Here is a 17,205-nt window from a genome sequence, read left to right as displayed (position 1 = left end):
ATACGATGTGCAGCGTGCTGTCAGTAGAGAACATCGAGGAAGCCGGCCGTACCATCGCCCCCGCCTTCGCCAACACGCCGCAGTTCGAGGACGAGGCGCTCCGTGCCGCCCTGGGCCGCCGGCTGATCGTCAAGGTGGAGACGGTCAACCCGGTCCGTTCTTTCAAGGGCCGCGGCGCCGACCACTTCATGAGGGGGCTCGCCCCGGGAAGCCACGTGGTGTGCGCTTCGGCCGGGAATTTCGGCCTCGCTCTGGCGTGGGCGGCCCGCCACCACGGCATCACCGTGACCGTCCACTGCGCGGAGCACGCCAACGCCGTCAAGCTGGCCCGTATGCGCAGCCTCGGCGCCCGGCTGGAGATCGGCGGGCAGGACTTCGACGAGGCGAAGGAGCGAGCACTCCGGCAGGCGGGCGAGGATCCCGGCACGGTGTTCGTGGAGGACGGCGACGACTCGCGCATCACGGCCGGGGCCGGGACCATCGCCCCCGAGCTCGCCGGGCTCGCCCCCGACACCGTCCTCGTCCCGGTCGGCAACGGAGCGCTGGTCAACGGTGTGGGCACCTGGTTCAAGGCCCGCTCGCCCCACACCCGTGTGGTGGGAGTGTGCGCGGCGGGCGCCCCGGCCATGGCACTGAGCTGGCGGGCGGGCGAAGCCGTCAGCACGCCGGCCGTCCGTACGGCTGCCGACGGGGTCGCGGTACGGGTCCCCGTTCCCGGCGCCCTGGCCACCATGCTCAAGGTCGTCGACGACATGCTGCTGGTCGACGAGACAGCCATCAGCCGCGCGCAGGCACTCGCCCACGAGCACCTGGGGCTGGTCCTCGAACCTGCGGGCGCGGTGGCCCTGGCCGCGGTCTCCGGGGCCGGGCCGGGGCCCGAAGTCGGTGAGCGCCCCGCCGTGATCCTCACCGGCGGCAACCAGGCGCCCCGGTAGAGACATCCCGGAGAGACACCTCGGCAGAGGCCCTGGTTCCTGCGCATGACAGGGTCCCTACCGGACCGGCAGGCGGCGCACGCCAGGACCGGCCACAGCACACGGAAGGACTGCATGTTGATCACCGTCGCCGAAGCGGCCGCGCCCGAAGGCGCAGCCGTCCACTCCAGGAGCCGCACATGACCAGCGGGGCCTATCTCTCCGACCTGTTCTCGCTGGACGGCCGGGTCGCCGTCGTGACCGGTGGGAGTTCCGGCATCGGCCGCAGCATCGCAGGGGCACTCGCCAGGGCCGGTGCGAGCATCGTCATCGTGGCACGCCGCGAGGCGGAGCTGACGGCGACGGTCGAAGAGCTGGTGACCGACGGTTGCCGGGCGGCCTGGGTGAGCGCCGATCTGAGCACCCGCGAGGGGGTCCGCACGGCGGCCGGGAAGGCGGTCGAGGCCTTCGGCGAGCCGGACATCCTGGTCAACTCCGCGGGGGTCAACCTCCGCCCGCCGATGGGTGAGTTGACCGATGAGGTGTGGGACACCACGATGAGCGTGAATCTGGAGGCGCCCTATCTGCTGGGGCAGCGGTTCGGGCCGGGGATGGCCGACCGCGGCTTCGGGCGGATCATCCACGTCACCTCACAGCAGGCGCACCGGGCCTTCGTCCAGAGCGGGGCCTACGGGGTGTCCAAGGGGGCACTGGAGTCCCTGGCCCGTTCCCAGGCCGAGGCCTGGTCGCCGCACGGCGTCACCTGCAACACCCTCGTGCCCGGTTTCGTGATGACCCCGCTCAACACACGGCTGTCCTCCGACCCCGGGAAGACAGCCGCACTGGCGGCGCGCACACTGACCGGCCGTAACGGCCTGGCCGAGGACTTCGAGGGCGCCGCGGTGTTCCTGGCCGGCCGCGCCTCGGCGTACATCACGGGGCAGTCGGTCTTCGTCGACGGCGGTTTCTCCGTCCACTGAGGGCTGTGCGCCCGCTGGGCGCGTCCCCCTGAGCGCTGTCCCTCAGGCGGCGCAGAACTCGTTGCCTTCGGGGTCCCGCATGACCCACCAGTGACCGGCCGGCCCGTGGTCCTCCTCGCGGACCCGGGTCGCGCCCAGGTCCACGAGGCGTGCGACCAGTTGGCCGAGACCACCGGGCTCGCCGTGGATGTCGATGTGCAGCCGGTTCTTGCCCGCCTTGGCCTCGGGCACGTCCTGGAAGAGCAGCCGGCGCCCACGGCCGATGCCGCTGGTCCGGTCGAAAGGGTCGTCGGGATGACGGACCGCGGCGTAGCCACGGAAGGTCTTGCGTCCCTGGTGCTCGGCGATCGCGTCCTCGCCGATGTGACCGGCTGTCTGCAGCTGCTCGATGAGCTCGCTCGGGTCCTCCACGTCGTAACCCAGCGCCGCCGCCCAGAAATCCGCGAGCACGGGCGCGTTCATGCTGTCGATGACGAGTTTCCAGCTGAGGGTCATAGGACTGGTTCTAAGGGTGCGCACACCTCAGGTCAACTCGTGGCGGTCCCGCCGGTCACCGCCCGGGAAGGGACGGTCAGCCCAGGAGCGGTCAGCCCAGGAGCATCCGGTCGTCCAGCGCCACCACCCAGTCGTACCACTGGTCCATCCCCTCGCCCGTCGTCGCGGACACCGTCAGTACCCGTACGTCCGGGTTGACCGAGCGCGCGTACGACTCGCACCGGGCCACGTCGAAGTCGACATGGGGCAGTAGATCGATCTTGTTGATGAGGACGAGGTCGGCGGCGCCGAACATGTAGGGGTACTTGAGCGGCTTGTCGGTGCCCTCGGTGACCGAGATGATGACGACCCTGCTGTTCTCGCCGAGGTCGAAGAGGGCCGGGCACACCAGGTTCCCCACGTTCTCGACCAGGACCAGTGCCCCGTCCTCCGGGGCGAGGGTGGTGAGTGCGCCCCGCATCATTTCGGCGTCCAGGTGGCAGCCGGCGCCGGTGTTCACCTGCACCACCGAGCATCCCGCGCGCTTGATGCGCTCCGCGTCGAGCATGGTCTCCTGGTCGCCCTCGACCACGGCCACCGGACGCCGGCCGGAGAAGTCCCTGATGGTGCGCTCCAGCAGGGTCGTCTTGCCGGCGCCGGGTGAACTCATCAGGTTCACGGCCACGATGTGCCGCTCGGCGAGCCAGGCGCGATTGCGCTCCGCCTCCAGCTCGTTCTTGGCGAGCACCCGCTCCTCAAGGGTGACGGTCTCCCCACCGTCACCGCCCACCGCGCCGTCCTGTGCGCCCTCATGCGGGCGATCGTGGGTGTGATGACCGTGGTCCTGGTGGGGGTGGCCGGCCTGCGAGTGGTCGTGGTGGTGGCCATCCTCGTGGTGATGGTCGTGGTGGTGGTCGCCCTGCGGACTCCGGGCCGCCCGTGCGTGGTCCTCGTGGGGCAGCGCGATCCGCGTGCCGCCGCCCTCGTCGCCACAACCGCAGGTACCGCACATGGTCAGCCCACTTTCATCGAGATGATCTGCAGTTCACGCCCCGCCGTGATCTCCACGTCGGCACTGCCGCACGGACAGAGCAGTACGGGATCGGCCAGGGTGAAGTCCTCTTCGCACGTGCGGCAGCGAGCCGCCCCCGGCGGCTGGTCGATCTCCAGTCGCGCGCCCTCGGCCACCGTGCCCGCCGTGACGAGGTCGAAGCAGAACCGCATCGACTCGGCCACGACGGCGGTGAGCACCCCGACCCGCACACTGACCATGCGGACCGGTCTGCCTTCGGCGCGTTCACAGACCATGTCGACAACGCTCTGCGTGATCGACAATTCATGCATCTCTGCCTCGTTCCCGCATCGTTGGCACGACCGTAGGGCCTGAAACCGGCGTGTGCCTCTTACGCTTGATTCGGTCGGCCCATTTCTCTTTCCGGTTCATTCGACCGGCGCAATCCGAATCCGGCCGCGAACGTACATGCCCGCCCGTTCCTTCAGGGCCGAATACATCCCGGTGCGCACACCGCCGAATGGCGCGGCCAGGGGACGCCCATACGGATTTCTTCTCGCGTTGACAGAGCGCCCGCGCCGGGCCTAGATGGTAGCAATGTGAGCGACACCACACGCGTGTGCCAGGCCCCCATCCAGCGCTGTCTGGAATGGAAACGTCGGCCCCGGAAGGCGGCAGAGCTATGCCGACAGAAGCAGCGGTAAAGGCAGAAGAAACGCTGATCCACGTCCTCTGGATCAATGCCGGACTCAGTTGTGACGGCGATTCCGTGGCCCTGACGGCGGCCACTCAGCCCAGCATCGAAGAGATCGCGCTCGGCGCCCTGCCCGGCCTCCCCCAGGTCGCGGTGCACTGGCCGCTCATCGACTTCGAGTGCGGGCCGAACGGCGGCGCCGATGACTTCCTCGAATGGTTCTTCAAGGCCGACAGAGGAGAGCTGGAGCCGTTCGTCCTGGTCGTTGAGGGGTCGATCCCCAACGAGCGACTGCACGACGAGGGCTACTGGTGCGGCTTCGGGAACAACCCCGCGACCGGACAGCCGATGACCACCAGTGAGTGGATCGACCGGCTGGCGCCGAAGGCCACCGCGATCGTCGCGGTCGGCACCTGTGCGACCTACGGCGGTATCCACGCCATGTCGGGCAACCCGACGGGCGCCATGGGGGTCCCGGACTATCTCGGCTGGGACTGGAAGTCCAAGGCGGGAATTCCGATCGTGTGCGTCCCGGGCTGTCCCATTCAGCCGGACAATCTCTCCGAGACGCTGACCTATCTGCTCTACATGGCGACCGACCAGGCCCCGATGATTCCGCTGGATGACGCACTGCGCCCCAGCTGGCTCTTCGGACAGACCGTGCACGAGGGCTGCGACAGGGCTGGTTACTACGAGCAGGGCGATTTCGCAACCGAATACGGATCGCCGAAGTGCATTGTCAAACTCGGCTGCTGGGGCCCCGCGGTCAAGTGCAACGTTCCCAAGCGTGGCTGGATGAACGGTATCGGCGGTTGCCCCAATGTCGGCGGAATCTGTATCGGCTGCACCATGCCGGGATTCCCGGACAAGTTCATGCCGTTCATGGACGAGCCGCCCGGCGGCAAACTCTCGTCGAACGCGGTCGGTCTCTACGGGGCGACCATGCGCCGGCTGCGCCACATCACGACACACACGCTGGACCAGGAGCCCAAGTGGCGCAGGCCCGGCAGGAGTCTCACGACCGGTGCCACCCGCACCTGGTGACCGACCGCAACGGACAGAAAGATGAGGCGGCGCAATGACCGCGACGCAACGCAGGGGTGGCAGCGGGACCCAGGGCAAGGACGGCCTTGTCGAGATGGCGTGGGATCCCATCACCCGCATCGTCGGCAGCCTGGGCATCTACACGAAGATCGACTTCAAGCAGAAGACGGTGGCCGAGTGCCACAGCACCAGTTCCATCTTCCGCGGCTACTCGGTCTTCATGAAGGGCAAGGACCCGCGCGACGCCCACTTCATCACCAGCCGGATCTGCGGCATCTGCGGCGACAACCACGCCACGTGCTCCTGCTACGCGCAGAACATGGCGTACGGGGTCAAGCCGCCGCACCTCGGTGAGTGGATCGTCAACCTCGGCGAAGCCGCGGAGTACATGTTCGACCACAACATCTTCCAGGAGAACCTGGTCGGGGTCGACTACTGCGAGAAGATGGTCGCGGAGACCAACCCGGGCGTGCTGGAGCAGGCCAACCGCACCCAGTCCCCGCACGCCGAGGCCCACGGGTACAAGACCATCGGCGACATCATGCGCTCGCTGAACCCCTTCACCGGTGAGTTCTACCGCGAGGCGCTCCAGGTGAGCCGGATGACCCGGGAGATGTTCTGCCTCATGGAGGGCAGGCACGTACACCCCTCCACGCTCTACCCGGGCGGCGTCGGCACCGTGGCGACCGTGCAGCTGATGACGGACTACATCACCCGGCTGCAGCGCTACGTCGAGTTCATGAAGAAGGTCGTGCCGATGCACGACGACCTCTTCGACTTCTTCTACGAGGCGCTGCCCGGCTACGAGCAGGTCGGCAACCGGCGCATCCTGCTCGGCTGCTGGGGCTCCTTCCAGGACCCGGAGCACTGCAACTTCAAGTACCAGGACATGACCGACTGGGGACGGAAGATGTACGTCACCCCCGGTGTGGTCGTGGACGGGAAGCTGGTCACCACCGACCTGGTGAAGATCAACCTGGGCATCCGGATCCTCCTCGGCTCGTCGTACTACGGCGACTGGGAGGAGCAGGAGATGTTCGTGACCCACGACCCGCTCGGCAACCCCGTCGACCGCCGCCACCCGTGGAACCAGCACACCAACCCGCAGCCGCAGAAGCGGGATCTGGACGACAAGTACAGCTGGGTCATGTCGCCGCGCTGGTTCGACGGCAAGGAGTACCTCGCGCTCGACACCGGCGGCGGCCCGCTCGCCCGGCTGTGGACCACCGCGCTGGCCGGTCTCGTCGACATCGGTTACATCCAGGCCACCGGCAACAGCGTCAAAATCAACCTCCCCAAGACCGCGCTCAAGGGCCCGGTCGAGCTGGAGTGGCACGTCCCGAAGTGGAGCAACACCATCGAGCGCAACCGGGCGCGCACCTACTTCCAGGCGTACGCGGCCGCCTGCGCGCTGCACTTCGCCGAGAAGGCGCTGGTGGAGATCCGCGCGGGCCGTACGAAGACCTGGGAGAAGTTCGAGGTCCCGCAGGAGGGCGTCGGCTGCGGTTTCACCGAGGCGGTACGCGGAGTGCTCTCGCACCACATGGTGATCCGGGACGGCAAGATCGCCAACTACCACCCGTACCCGCCGACCCCCTGGAACGCGAGCCCCCGCGACACCTTCGGCACACCGGGTCCCTACGAGGACGCGGTGCAGGGCCAGCCGATCTTCGAGGAGAACGACCGGGAGCACTTCAAGGGCATCGACATCATGCGCACGGTGCGCAGCTTCGACCCCTGTCTGCCCTGCGGTGTGCACATGTATCTCGGCGAGGGCAAGAAGCTGGAACTGCTGCACTCCCCCACCCAGTCCGCGGGCAGCGAGTGATGCCGGAGGAGACCGCTTCCGGGCCCGCCGACTGGCGGGCGACCGGCGACCGTATCGACACCCTCATCGCCGCGAGTGCCGCGGGCGGCGCCGTCGCCCGTGAGCGGAGCGAGGAGCTGGTCCGGCTCGTCACGGACTTCTACGGCGCCGGACTTGAGCGGCTGCTCGGCCTGGTGCACGAGCAGGGCCGCCTTGACGACGAGGTGCTGGCGGCCCTCGCCGGCGACGATCTGGTGGCCAGTCTGCTGCTGGTGCACGGGCTGCACCCGTACGGCGTGGAGACCCGGGTCGAGGAGGCGCTGGAGAGCGTGCGCCCGTATCTCGGTTCGCACGGCGGCGATGTGGAGCTGCTGGGCGTCACGGCCGACGGCGTCGTGACGCTGCGGCTGCTCGGCAGCTGCGACGGGTGCCCCTCGTCGTCGGCCACGCTCAAGCTGGCGGTGCGCAGTGCGGTCGAGGCCGCGGCTCCGGAGATCACCGGGATCGAGGTGGAGGCCCCGGCCGGGGACGAGACGGCCGGGGCGGGGCCGCTGGTGACCGTGGACTCGCTCTTCTCGCGGCTCCACGAGGCGGCATCGGCCCCCGGTGACGGCGGTTCGTCCTGGGAGGCCGTGCCGGGTCTGGACACCCTGGAGCCCGGCGCCGTACGCCACTTCACCGCGGGTGCGATCCCGGTGCTGGCCTGCCGGATCGGCTCCGGCCTCTTCGCGTTCCGCGACTGGTGCGCCCGGTGCGACCGGTCCCTGGAGGGCGCGGCGCTGGCCCGCAGGCTGGGCGGCGGCTCCGGTGATGCCGTGCTGCGCTGCCCCGGCTGCCGTGCCCACTACGACGTACGGCGGGCCGGTGCCTGTCTCGACGCGGAAGGACTGCATCTCGACCCGCTGCCCCTGCTGGTGGACGGCCCGACGGTCTCGGTCGCGGTGCCCGCCCCGGTCTCCGCATGAGCGCCCCCGGGCGTACGGCGACTCCGGTGTCCGCGCTGCGGCGGATCGCCAACAGCCGCCCGCGCTCCGCGGACGGGGAGCGCTGCGAGATGTGCGCCGAGCCGGTCGCCCCCGAACACTCCCATGTGGTGAACCTGGAGAGCCGGGCGCTGATGTGCAGCTGCCGCCCCTGCTATCTCCTCTTCACCGATGAGGACGCCCGGCTGCGCTACCGCGCGGTGCCGGAGCGGTATCTGCGCTTCGACGGAGTGCCGCTGGACGCACGGGCCTGGGACGAACTCCAGATCCCGGTGGGTCTCGCGTTCCTCTTCCGCAACTCGGTGCAGGACCGCACCATCGCGTTCTATCCGGGGCCCGCGGGCGCCACCGAGTCCGAACTGCCCCTGGAGGCCTGGGAGTCCGTCATCGGGTCAGCGCCCGCGCTCGCGACGCTGCAACCCGACGTCGAGGCGCTGCTGATCCGCCGCCCGGAGACCGGCGACAGCACCTGCCATCTGGTGCCCATCGACGCCTGCTACGAACTGGTCGGCCGGCTGCGGACGCTCTGGCGCGGCTTCGACGGCGGCAGTGAGGCGCACGCGGCGATCGACGCCTTCTTCGCCCGGGTGCGGGAGCGCAGCGGGACCGTACCGGCGGAGGGTGCCTCGTGAGCGGCGCCGACTTCTCCGTACTGGACTTCTCGGTCCTTGACGTGGTGGCCGAACGGTACTCGGCGGCGCCCCAGTTGACGGCCAGACTGCGGATCGAGGAGAGCAGCGGCGAGCGGATCCACGCGCTCGTCCTGCAGTGCCAGGTCCGTATCGAACCGCAGCGGCGCTCCTACGACGCGGCCGAGGAGGAGCGGCTGCGCGGGCTGTTCGGGGAGCGTTCCCGGTGGGGGGACACGCTGCGGCCGTTCCTGTGGATGCAGTGCAACACCACCGTCCAGGGGTTCACCGGTGCCACCGATGTCGATCTCGCGCTGCCCTGCACCTACGACTTCGACGTGACGGGTGCGCGGTATCTGCACGCTCTCGGGGAGGGCCCGGTGCCGCTCACGCTGCTCTTCTCGGGCACCGTCTTCACCCGGGGCAGCGCCGGCTTCGGCGTACGGCAGATCCCCTGGGACTGCGAGGCCCGTCATCCGATGCCCGTCGCGGTCTGGCGGGAGATGATCGGCGCCCACTTCCCGAACACCGGGTGGATCAGGCTCGATCACGACGTCATCACCGAGTTCGCCCGCTTCCGCGCCCGGCACGGGCTGATCAGCTGGGAAGAGACGGTCCGGACCCTGCTGGCCGAGACCGGAGAGGTGGTCCCGTGACCCCCGTGAACGCCCCTGGCCTGGACCAGGTCCGTACGATCGCCGACGCGGTGCTGTACGAGGGGTATCTGCTGTACCCGTACCGGGCCAGCTCGCACAAGAATCAGTCCCGCTGGCAGTTCGGGGTCCTCGGGCCGCCGTCGGCCGCACCCGCCTGCTTCGGCGAGGAGCCGGACATGGCGGTGCAGTGCCTGCTGGCGCCGGACGGGCCCGCCCCGGCCGTCACGGTCCATCTGCGCTTTCTCCAGGTGCAGGTCCGGGAGGTGCAGCGGCTGGGCGCCGACGGCCGCCACACCCCGGTCGCCGGGCTCACCGTGGCCGGTGCGCAGGTGCTGAGCTGGGAGGAGGCGGTGGAGCAGGAGATCGTGCTGCCCGAGCTCTGCCTCGCTGAGCCCGCCGATGTGCGGCGGACGGTTCCCGGCGGTGAGGACGTGGAGGAGCTGACGGAGGCGGACGGCACACCGGCAGGCCGCATCGTACGGCGGCGGCTGCCGCTGGACGTCCGGATCCGGGTGGGCGCCACCCCCGACGACGGCCTGCTGCGGCTGTCGCTGGCCGTGTCCAACGAGCACCCGGGGACGCCCGGGTCCAAGGACGAGGCGATCCGCAGTTCGCTGATCGGGGCGCATCTGATCCTGCGGGCGCACGGGGGCGGGTTCGTCTCGCTCCTCGAACCGCCCGAGCACGCGGCGGCCGCCGCCACCCGCTGCCAACAGCGCAGATGCTGGCCGGTCCTGGCCGGGCCCAGCGGCTCGGCGGACACCGTCCTCGGCGCGCCGATCATCCTCTACGACTACCCCGAGGTGGCCGAGCAGAGTCCGGGCGCACTCTTCGACTCCACCGAGATCGACGAGATCCTCACCCTGCGGGTCATGACCATGACCGAGGAGGAGAAGGCGGAGGCACGGGCCACCGACCCCCGGGCCAGGGAGATCATCGAACGCTGCGACTCACTGTCCCCCGCGGACCTCCAGCAGTTGCACGGACTGCTGCGCGATCCGCACGCCGCGGCGGTGCGGGACGGGTCCGCGCCGCCCGCCGCCGACCTCCGGGACGCTGAGCCGCCCGCCTTCGACACCGGCGGGGCGCCGTGGTGGGACCCGGCGTCGGACGCGAGCGTCCGTCCGGCGTCCGACGCGGTGGTGATCGACGGCGTCAGCGTCTCCCAGGGCAGCCTCGTGCGGGTGCATCCCTCGCGCCGCGCGGACGCCCAGGACCTCTTCTTCGCCGGTCAGGTGGCGCGGGTGACCGCGGTGCTCTCGGATGTCGACGGCGTGACGCATGTCGCCCTGGTCCTCGTCGACGATCCGGCGGCGGACCTGCACGACTGGTACGGCCGCTACTTCTACTTCTCCCCCGACGAGCTGGAGCCCCTGCCCGCCGGGACCACCACCGAAGACCGAGAGGAGAGCCCATCGTGAAGACCCTTGGTGTGATCACCGTTGTCGCGGGAGCCGTTCTGGCGGCGGCCGCTGTGGCCGTGGGAGTCCAGTCCATTCCGGACATCCGCCGGTATCTGCGAATGCGCTCGATGTGAGCGCGGTGCGGGCTGCGGCCCACAGCCCGGAAACAGCCGGGGCGTGGCGCCGGTGACGGAACGCGTACTGGTCGCCGGGGTCGGCAACCTCTTCCTCGGCGACGACGGCTTCGGCCCCGAGGTGGTCCGCGCACTCGCCGCCCCGGGTGCCCTGCCGCCCGGGGTCCGCGCCGTGGACTACGGGATCCGGGGCATGCACCTCGCGTACGACCTGCTGGCCGGGTACGAGGCGCTGGTGCTGGTGGACGCCTGTCCGGGCGGGGGGCCGCCCGGTGAGGTGACGGTGCTCGAAGTGGGACCCGACGACCTCGGTTCGGGTGAATTCGACGCGCATGGCATGAATCCGGTCGCAGTGCTGGCGAACCTGGATCAACTGGGCGGTACCCTTCCGTCCACCTACGTCGTGGGCTGCACGCCCGCCGACGTCGGTGAGGGCATCGGGCTCAGCCGCGCGGTCCTGGCGGCGGTGCCCACGGCCGTGGACGCCGTACGGATTCTGGTGGACCGGCTGCTGCCCGCCGAGCCCGCCCCGACCAGGAGGTCCTGAACATGTGCCTTGGCATTCCGGGGCGGGTCGTGGAGCTCGTCGACGGATATGCCGGCCAGCTCGCACTCGTCGATGTCGAGGGCGCGCAGCGGCGCATCAATGTCGGGATGCTCGACTCCCCTCCTGCCCACGGCGACTGGGTGCTCCTCCACATGGGCTTCGCGATGGAGGTCATCGACGCGGCGAAGGCCGGTGAGGCGCTCTCCGGTCTGGAGATGATGGGCCGGGGCCGCGCCGAGGAGCCGGGCAGCGAAGCGGAGCCGACGGGTGACGGCGCCCCGGCGGGCCGGGTGCGGCGGCGGTTCGAGGTGCACGGTGTGGTCCAGGGGGTCGGGTTCCGGCCCTTCGTCTATGTGACGGCCCGTGAACTCGGCCTCAGCGGTGCGGTGGTGAACACCGGCTCCGGAGTGGTCGCCGAAGTAGAGGGCGAGGCCGGGTCGGTGGCGGAGTTCGGCCGCAGGCTGCGCACGGACGCACCGGTGCTCGCCGTGGTCGAGTCCGTCCGGGAGACGGAGCTTTCGCCCCTGGGCGGTACGGAGTTCACCATCGGCGACTCCGTGGGGGGCGGCCCCGCCCGCACCCTGGTATCGCCCGATGTGGCGACCTGCCGGGAGTGCCTGGCGGAACTGCGCGATCCGGGGAACCGCCGCTACCGCCACCCCTTCATCACCTGCACCCACTGCGGCCCCCGGTTCACCATCGTGACCGGTGTGCCCTACGACCGGGCGGCCACCACGATGGCCGATTTCGAGATGTGCGCCGACTGCCGGGCGGAGTACGGCGATCCGGGCGACCGCCGCTTCCACGCCCAGCCGATCGCCTGCCATGCGTGCGGGCCCGTGCTCGAACTGGTCCGCAAGGACGAGGCGCCCGCGCTGAGCGGCGAGGACGCGCTGCGGGAGGCCCGGGAGCTGCTGGCCGACGGGCGGATCCTCGCGGTGAAGGGGCTCGGCGGCTACCACCTGGCGTGCGACGCCCGCAACGAGACGGCGGTGGCCGAGCTGCGGCGGCGCAAGCGGCGCGGCGGCAAACCGTTCGCGGTGATGGTCGCGGACATCTCGGTCGCGGCGGATCTGGTGACGCTGACCGGGGACGAGGAGCAGTTGCTGACCGGGGCCCGCAGGCCGATCGTGCTGCTGCCGCGGCGCGGGAGGCCGGAGGAGACCGGAATCGCCGCATCGGTGGCGCCGGACAGTCCGGATCTGGGGCTGATGCTCCCGTACACCCCGCTGCACGCCCTGCTCTTCGGCATCGGGGACGACCGGCCGGGGCCCGACGCGCTGGTGATGACCTCGGCCAACCTGACGGGTGAGCCGATCGTCACCGACGACGCGGCGGCCCGCACCGGTCTCGCGCCGCTGGCCGATGCCTGGCTGCGGCACGACCGGCGGATCGAGGTGCCCTGCGACGACTCGGTCAGCCGCTTCGTGGCCGGCGCCGAGCTGCCGCTGCGCCGCTCCCGCGGTTACGCCCCGCTGCCGCTCGCGCTGCCCTTCGACGTACCACCGCTCCTCGCGGCCGGCGCGGATCTGAAGAACACCTGTGCGCTGGGCGAGGGGCGGTACGCCTGGGTGAGCCAGCACATCGGCGACATGGACGATCTGGCCACGGCCGAGGCGCTGACCGGGACCGAGCGGCAGCTGGAGCGGCTCACCGGCGTCCGGCCGGAACAGCTGGTGGCCGATCTGCACCCCGGGTACCGGTCGGGTGCCTGGGCCGTGGCGCACGCCGGGTCCCGTCCGGTGCGGCGGGTGCAGCACCACCACGCCCATATCGCGTCCGTCATGGGTGAGCACGGCATCGGGCCGGGCGAGAGCGTGATCGGGGTCGCCTTCGACGGCACCGGCGCCGGTACGGACGGGGCTGCCTGGGGCGGCGAGGTGCTGATCGCCGGGTACAAGTCCTTCGAGCGGGCGGCACATCTGGGGTACGTACCGCTGGCGGGCGGCGATGCGAGTGTGCTGCGGCCGTACCGGATGGCGCTGGCCCACCTCCGGGCGGCCGGGGTCGACTGGGACGAGCGGCTGCCGTCCGTCCGGGCCTGCCCGCCGCGGGAACGGGAGGTGCTGGCCCATCAGTTCGGCACCGGCTTCGGCTGTGTGCCGACATCGAGCATGGGCCGGCTCTTCGACGCTGTGGCCTCGCTCGCGGGGGTGCGCCACGAGGTGGAGTACGAGGCCGAGGCCGCGATCGGCCTGGAGGGCCTGGCCAGGTCCGCGGGGCCCGAGGGAGCGGGTCCGGACGGCGCCTACTCCTTCGGGATCCGGGACGCGGCGGACGGCGGGCCCGTCGTCGCGGACCCCGGCCCTGTGGTGCGTGCGGTGGTCTCGGACGTACGGGCGGGGGTGCCGGCCGAGCTGGTCTCGGCACGGTTCCACGCCGGCGTCGCCGGTCTGGTGGTGGCGCTGGCCGCACGCGCACGGAGCAGGACCGGGTTGCGGACGGTGGCTCTCGGCGGGGGCGTCTTCCAGAACGCCGTACTCCTCGAAGCCGCTCAACGCTCCCTGGAGGCGGAGGACTTCACCGTGCTCCGGCCGAGACTGCTGCCCCCGAACGACGGGGGCATCGCCCTGGGGCAGCTCCTGATCGCCGCGTCGGGCTGACCGCCGTACACGCGGGCATCCGCAGAGATCCGCAGGATCCACCGGGTCCCACCGGGACCCACAGAGAAGAGGGACCATGTGTCTGGCAGTTCCGGGGCGAGTCCTCAGTACCGCCGAGGTCGACGGCACGTTGATGGCCGATGTCGACTTCGGCGGGGTGCGCAAGGAGGTGTGCCTCCAGTACATCCCGGATGTGACGGCCGGTGAGTACGTCGTCGTACACGTCGGGTTCGCCATCCAGCGCCTCGACGAGGAGTCGGCCCGGCGCACGCTGGCCGACTTCGACCGGCTCGGCATCCTGGAGGAGGAGTTCGGCGACGGTTTCGAACTCGCCGCACGGGCCGCACAGCAGGAGGCCCCCGAAGGAGCCGGCCGGTGAAGTATCTCGACGAGTTCAGCGACCCCGAGCTGGCGAAGAAACTGCTCGACCAGATCCATGCGGCGGCCACCCGGCCTTGGGCCCTGATGGAGGTCTGCGGCGGCCAGACGCATTCGATCATCCGGCACGGCATCGACCAGCTGCTGCCCGAGGGCATCGAGCTGATCCACGGGCCGGGCTGCCCCGTCTGCGTCACCCCGCTGGAGATCATCGACCGGGCGCTCGCCATCGCCGCCCGGCCGGGGGTGATCTTCTGCTCCTTCGGTGACATGCTCCGGGTGCCGGGCAGCAGCCAGGACCTGTTCTCGGTGAAGAGCGCCGGAGGGGACGTAAGGGTGGTGTACTCACCGCTCGACGCGCTGAAACTGGCCCAGCAGAACCCGGACCGGGAGGTCGTCTTCTTCGGGATCGGCTTCGAGACCACGGCCCCGGCGAACGCGATGACCGTGTACCAGGCCAGGCGCCTGGGGGTACGGAACTTCTCGCTGCTGGTCTCCCATGTCCTGGTGCCGCCCGCCATCTCGGCGATCATGGAGTCCGCCACCTGCCGGGTGCAGGGCTTCCTCGCCGCCGGACATGTGTGCAGCGTGATGGGTACCTCCGAGTACCCGCCGCTCACGGAGAAGTACCGGGTGCCGATCGTCGTCACCGGCTTCGAGCCGCTGGACATCCTCGAAGGCATCCGCCGCACGGTCGTCCAGCTCGAAGAGGGCCGCCACGAAGTGGAGAACGCCTACTCGCGTGCGGTGCGCGACGAGGGCAATCTGCCGGCCATGGAGATGCTGCGGGACGTCTTCGAGGTGACCGACCGGACCTGGCGGGGCATCGGGACGATCCCGCGCAGCGGCTGGCGGCTGGCGCCCGGGTACGCGGAGTTCGACGCGGAGCTGCGTTTCGACGTGACCGGGATCCGTACCGCCGAGTCGGAGCTGTGCCGGTCGGGCGACGTCCTCCAGGGGCTGATCAAACCGCATGAGTGCCCGGCCTTCGGCAAGGAGTGCACCCCACGCAACCCGCTGGGCGCCACGATGGTGTCGTCCGAGGGAGCCTGCGCCGCCTACCACACGTACCGACGACTGGAACTGGTCGAAGCCAAGTGACCGAAGCGATGCAGTCCTCCGCAGCGATGCCCTCCCCCACAGCGATGCCTTCCCCCGCCGAGCTCGACTTCGAGAGCTGGGTCTGTCCGGTCCCGCTGCGCGAGACGCCGTCCGTGGTGATGGGCCACGGGGGCGGCGGTGCGATGTCGGGCGAGCTGATCGAGCATCTGTTCCTGCCCGCGTACGGCGCGGCCGCCGCTGCCGAACTGGGCGACTCCGCCGTGCTGTCCGTCGGCGGCGGCCCCCGTCTGGCCTTCTCCACCGACTCGTACGTGGTGAAGCCGATGTTCTTCCCCGGCGGGTCGATCGGCGACCTGGCCGTGAACGGGACGGTGAACGACCTCGCGATGTCGGGCGCCGTACCGCTCTTCCTGTCGACGGCCTTCATCCTCCAGGAGGGGACTGAACTCGGAGAACTCGGGCGTATCGCCGATGCGTTGGGCGCGGCGGCGCGGTCGGCCGGGGTCAGACTGGTCACCGGGGACACCAAGGTCGTCGACAGCGCCAGTGGTGACGGTGTCTTCATCAACACCTCGGGGATCGGCGTGGTGCCCGACGGTGTGGATATCGGCGCGCGGCGTGCGCGCCCCGGGGACGCCGTGCTGATCAGCGGTGACATCGGGGTGCACGGGGTAGCGGTGATGAGCTGCCGGGACGGCCTGGAGTTCGGCACGGCGGTCGAGAGCGACACGGCCGCGTTGCACGGGCTTGTCGCGGACATGATCGCCACCGGCGCGGATCTGCATGTGCTGCGGGACCCGACCCGTGGCGGGGTCGCGGCCTCGCTGAACGAGATCGCCCGCGCGGCTGACGTCGGGATCGAGCTGGTGGAGCGGGAGCTGCCGGTGCCCGAAACGGTGCGCGACGCGTGCAGCCTGCTGGGGCTCGACCCGCTCCAGGTGGCCAATGAGGGGAAGCTCATCGCGGTGGTCCCGCAGGAGAGCGCGGAGCAGGTGCTCGCCGCGCTGCGGGCCCACCCGCTGGGCCGCGCGGCCTGCCGGATCGGTACCTGCGTGGCGGACCACCGCGGGATGGTGGTGGCCAGGACCGGGCTGGGCGGCAGCCGGGTGGTCGGGCTGCCGATCGGCGAGCAGCTGCCCCGGATCTGCTGAGTGAGCGCCGAGGGCGCGCTGCTGTTCGCGCGCTACGCCTATCCGCCCAACGAGCTCGGCTACTGCGGCCCCGACGACGCGGCGGCGCTGCTGCGCCCCGGTGCGGTGGCCGGGATGGAGGAGCGGGCCCGGCAGTTCGAGGGGGCCTGGTGCTATCTCGAATTCCTGGCGGAGTGCGCCGGTGTCCCGGATCCGCTCGACGTCCGGGTGGTGGAGGCGTACTGGATCGGCAACGAGCTGCTGGAGCTGGCCGACTCCGGGGCGCTGGTGGAGCGGCTCACCGACCGGTTCCGCGGGCAGACCGGCGGCACCTGGCGGGAGGCGGCGCACCGGGCGGTGCCGCACCACAGCTTCCAGGTGTTCGACGTCTATCCGTGGGCGGCGCTGCTGCGCGCGAGCGGCAACCCGACCGCGCTCTCGGTGCTGGACCAGTGCCGGATCCGTACCGGGGTGGTCGTCGCCGTCGACGGTGAGTCGGCGACCGTGGAGTCCCGCCCGCTGATCTGGGACGGCGGCGTGCTCGCGCCCGGCCCGGCCCGGCGGGAGGCGGCCCGCTGGTCCACGGGCGGCAGGTCACTGATCGACGGGGTCTGCCCCGGTGACCGGGTGGCGCTGCACTGGGACTGGATCTGCGAGGTGATCAGCGACGGGCAGGCCGCGCGCATCGAGTCGATCGAGGCCCTGCGGCACGCGGAGAGCAACTCCCTCGCACCGTCGCCCTGACGGGACAGCCC

18 protein-coding genes are annotated in these 17,205 nt (G+C 70.7%); 15 read left to right on the top strand and 3 right to left on the bottom strand.

The annotated features are described in order from the left end of the window. The first annotated feature begins 5 nt into the window (after positions 1-5). Together ACFXBC_RS17510 and ACFXBC_RS17505 are read left to right on the top strand one after the other, a co-directional pair. The gene (locus ACFXBC_RS17510; protein WP_385024472.1) at positions 6-935 is read left to right on the top strand and encodes a threonine/serine dehydratase; all 930 of its coding nucleotides are present in this window, start codon (positions 6-8) and stop codon (positions 933-935) included. Positions 936-1,114: 179 nt separating this feature from the next. Further along, positions 1,115-1,894 (top strand): SDR family NAD(P)-dependent oxidoreductase, encoded by a 780-nt coding sequence (locus tag ACFXBC_RS17505; protein ID WP_385024470.1) that lies wholly within the window; start codon positions 1,115-1,117, stop codon positions 1,892-1,894. A gap of 42 nt (positions 1,895-1,936) precedes the next feature. Here the strand turns inward: ACFXBC_RS17505 and ACFXBC_RS17500 are convergent, their stop codons facing one another. The 3 genes from ACFXBC_RS17500 to ACFXBC_RS17490 all read right to left on the bottom strand — a co-directional run bounded on the left by ACFXBC_RS17500 (position 1,937) and on the right by ACFXBC_RS17490 (position 3,712). Continuing rightward, positions 1,937-2,389, bottom strand: a complete 453-nt coding sequence (locus ACFXBC_RS17500; protein ID WP_385024468.1) for a VOC family protein — start codon at positions 2,387-2,389, stop codon at positions 1,937-1,939. A 91-nt stretch (positions 2,390-2,480) separates the two neighbouring features. Beyond that, complete coding sequence (hypB, locus tag ACFXBC_RS17495; RefSeq protein ID WP_385024466.1) at positions 2,481-3,380, bottom strand: hydrogenase nickel incorporation protein HypB; 900 nt, start codon at positions 3,378-3,380, stop codon at positions 2,481-2,483. Between the two features lie 2 nt (positions 3,381-3,382). Further along, positions 3,383-3,712: a hydrogenase maturation nickel metallochaperone HypA gene (locus ACFXBC_RS17490; protein WP_385024464.1), complete on the bottom strand. Its 330-nt coding sequence runs from the start codon at positions 3,710-3,712 to the stop codon at positions 3,383-3,385. Positions 3,713-4,062: 350 nt separating this feature from the next. On the opposite strand from ACFXBC_RS17490, the gene ACFXBC_RS17485 reads away from it, so the two are divergent. The 13 genes from ACFXBC_RS17485 (at position 4,063) to ACFXBC_RS17425 (ending at position 17,194) form a co-directional block, all read left to right on the top strand. Next, on the top strand, positions 4,063-5,118 hold the full coding sequence (locus ACFXBC_RS17485; RefSeq protein ID WP_385024462.1) for a hydrogenase expression protein HypE: 1,056 nt from the start codon (positions 4,063-4,065) through the stop codon (positions 5,116-5,118). A 34-nt stretch (positions 5,119-5,152) separates the two neighbouring features. Beyond that, the gene (locus tag ACFXBC_RS17480) at positions 5,153-6,946 is read left to right on the top strand and encodes a nickel-dependent hydrogenase large subunit (RefSeq protein WP_385024460.1); all 1,794 of its coding nucleotides are present in this window, start codon (positions 5,153-5,155) and stop codon (positions 6,944-6,946) included. After that, complete coding sequence (locus ACFXBC_RS17475; protein ID WP_385024458.1) at positions 6,946-7,890, top strand: NifU family protein; 945 nt, start codon at positions 6,946-6,948, stop codon at positions 7,888-7,890. Before ACFXBC_RS17480 ends, ACFXBC_RS17475 begins: the two co-directional genes overlap by 1 nt. Further along, on the top strand, positions 7,887-8,540 hold the full coding sequence (locus tag ACFXBC_RS17470) for a DUF5947 family protein (protein WP_385024456.1): 654 nt from the start codon (positions 7,887-7,889) through the stop codon (positions 8,538-8,540). The genes ACFXBC_RS17475 and ACFXBC_RS17470 overlap by 4 nt, the downstream gene beginning before the upstream one ends. Next, positions 8,537-9,193: a DUF6084 family protein gene (locus ACFXBC_RS17465; RefSeq protein ID WP_385024454.1), complete on the top strand. Its 657-nt coding sequence runs from the start codon at positions 8,537-8,539 to the stop codon at positions 9,191-9,193. The genes ACFXBC_RS17470 and ACFXBC_RS17465 overlap by 4 nt, the downstream gene beginning before the upstream one ends. Continuing rightward, complete coding sequence (locus ACFXBC_RS17460; protein WP_385024452.1) at positions 9,190-10,614, top strand: hypothetical protein; 1,425 nt, start codon at positions 9,190-9,192, stop codon at positions 10,612-10,614. Before ACFXBC_RS17465 ends, ACFXBC_RS17460 begins: the two co-directional genes overlap by 4 nt. Beyond that, a complete protein-coding gene (locus ACFXBC_RS17455; RefSeq protein ID WP_385024450.1) occupies positions 10,611-10,730 on the top strand; it encodes a DUF6893 family small protein in 120 nt (39 codons plus the stop codon). The genes ACFXBC_RS17460 and ACFXBC_RS17455 overlap by 4 nt, the downstream gene beginning before the upstream one ends. A 52-nt stretch (positions 10,731-10,782) precedes the next feature. Beyond that, positions 10,783-11,277 (top strand): hydrogenase maturation protease, encoded by a 495-nt coding sequence (locus ACFXBC_RS17450; RefSeq protein WP_385024448.1) that lies wholly within the window; start codon positions 10,783-10,785, stop codon positions 11,275-11,277. A gap of 2 nt (positions 11,278-11,279) precedes the next feature. Continuing rightward, a complete protein-coding gene (gene hypF / locus ACFXBC_RS17445) occupies positions 11,280-13,880 on the top strand; it encodes a carbamoyltransferase HypF (protein WP_385024446.1) in 2,601 nt (866 codons plus the stop codon). A gap of 76 nt (positions 13,881-13,956) precedes the next feature. Next, positions 13,957-14,259 carry a HypC/HybG/HupF family hydrogenase formation chaperone gene (locus ACFXBC_RS17440; protein WP_385024444.1) on the top strand — a complete coding sequence of 101 codons (303 nt, stop codon included), beginning with the start codon at positions 13,957-13,959 and terminating at the stop codon, positions 14,257-14,259. Next, positions 14,256-15,359, top strand: coding sequence for a hydrogenase formation protein HypD (gene hypD, locus ACFXBC_RS17435; protein WP_385024442.1), 1,104 nt, complete (start codon positions 14,256-14,258; stop codon positions 15,357-15,359). The genes ACFXBC_RS17440 and hypD overlap by 4 nt, the downstream gene beginning before the upstream one ends. 44 nt (positions 15,360-15,403) lie before the next feature. After that, a complete protein-coding gene (hypE, locus tag ACFXBC_RS17430; RefSeq protein WP_385024440.1) occupies positions 15,404-16,471 on the top strand; it encodes a hydrogenase expression/formation protein HypE in 1,068 nt (355 codons plus the stop codon). Further along, positions 16,472-17,194 (top strand): DUF6390 family protein, encoded by a 723-nt coding sequence (locus tag ACFXBC_RS17425; protein WP_385024438.1) that lies wholly within the window; start codon positions 16,472-16,474, stop codon positions 17,192-17,194. It begins immediately after the preceding gene. Positions 17,195-17,205 lie beyond the last annotated feature (11 nt).

The organism is Streptomyces sp. NPDC059398 (genome assembly GCF_042751845.1).
Taxonomy (GTDB): Bacteria; Actinomycetota; Actinomycetes; order Streptomycetales; family Streptomycetaceae; genus Streptomyces.
This window is presented reverse-complemented; position numbering and strand designations above follow the sequence as displayed.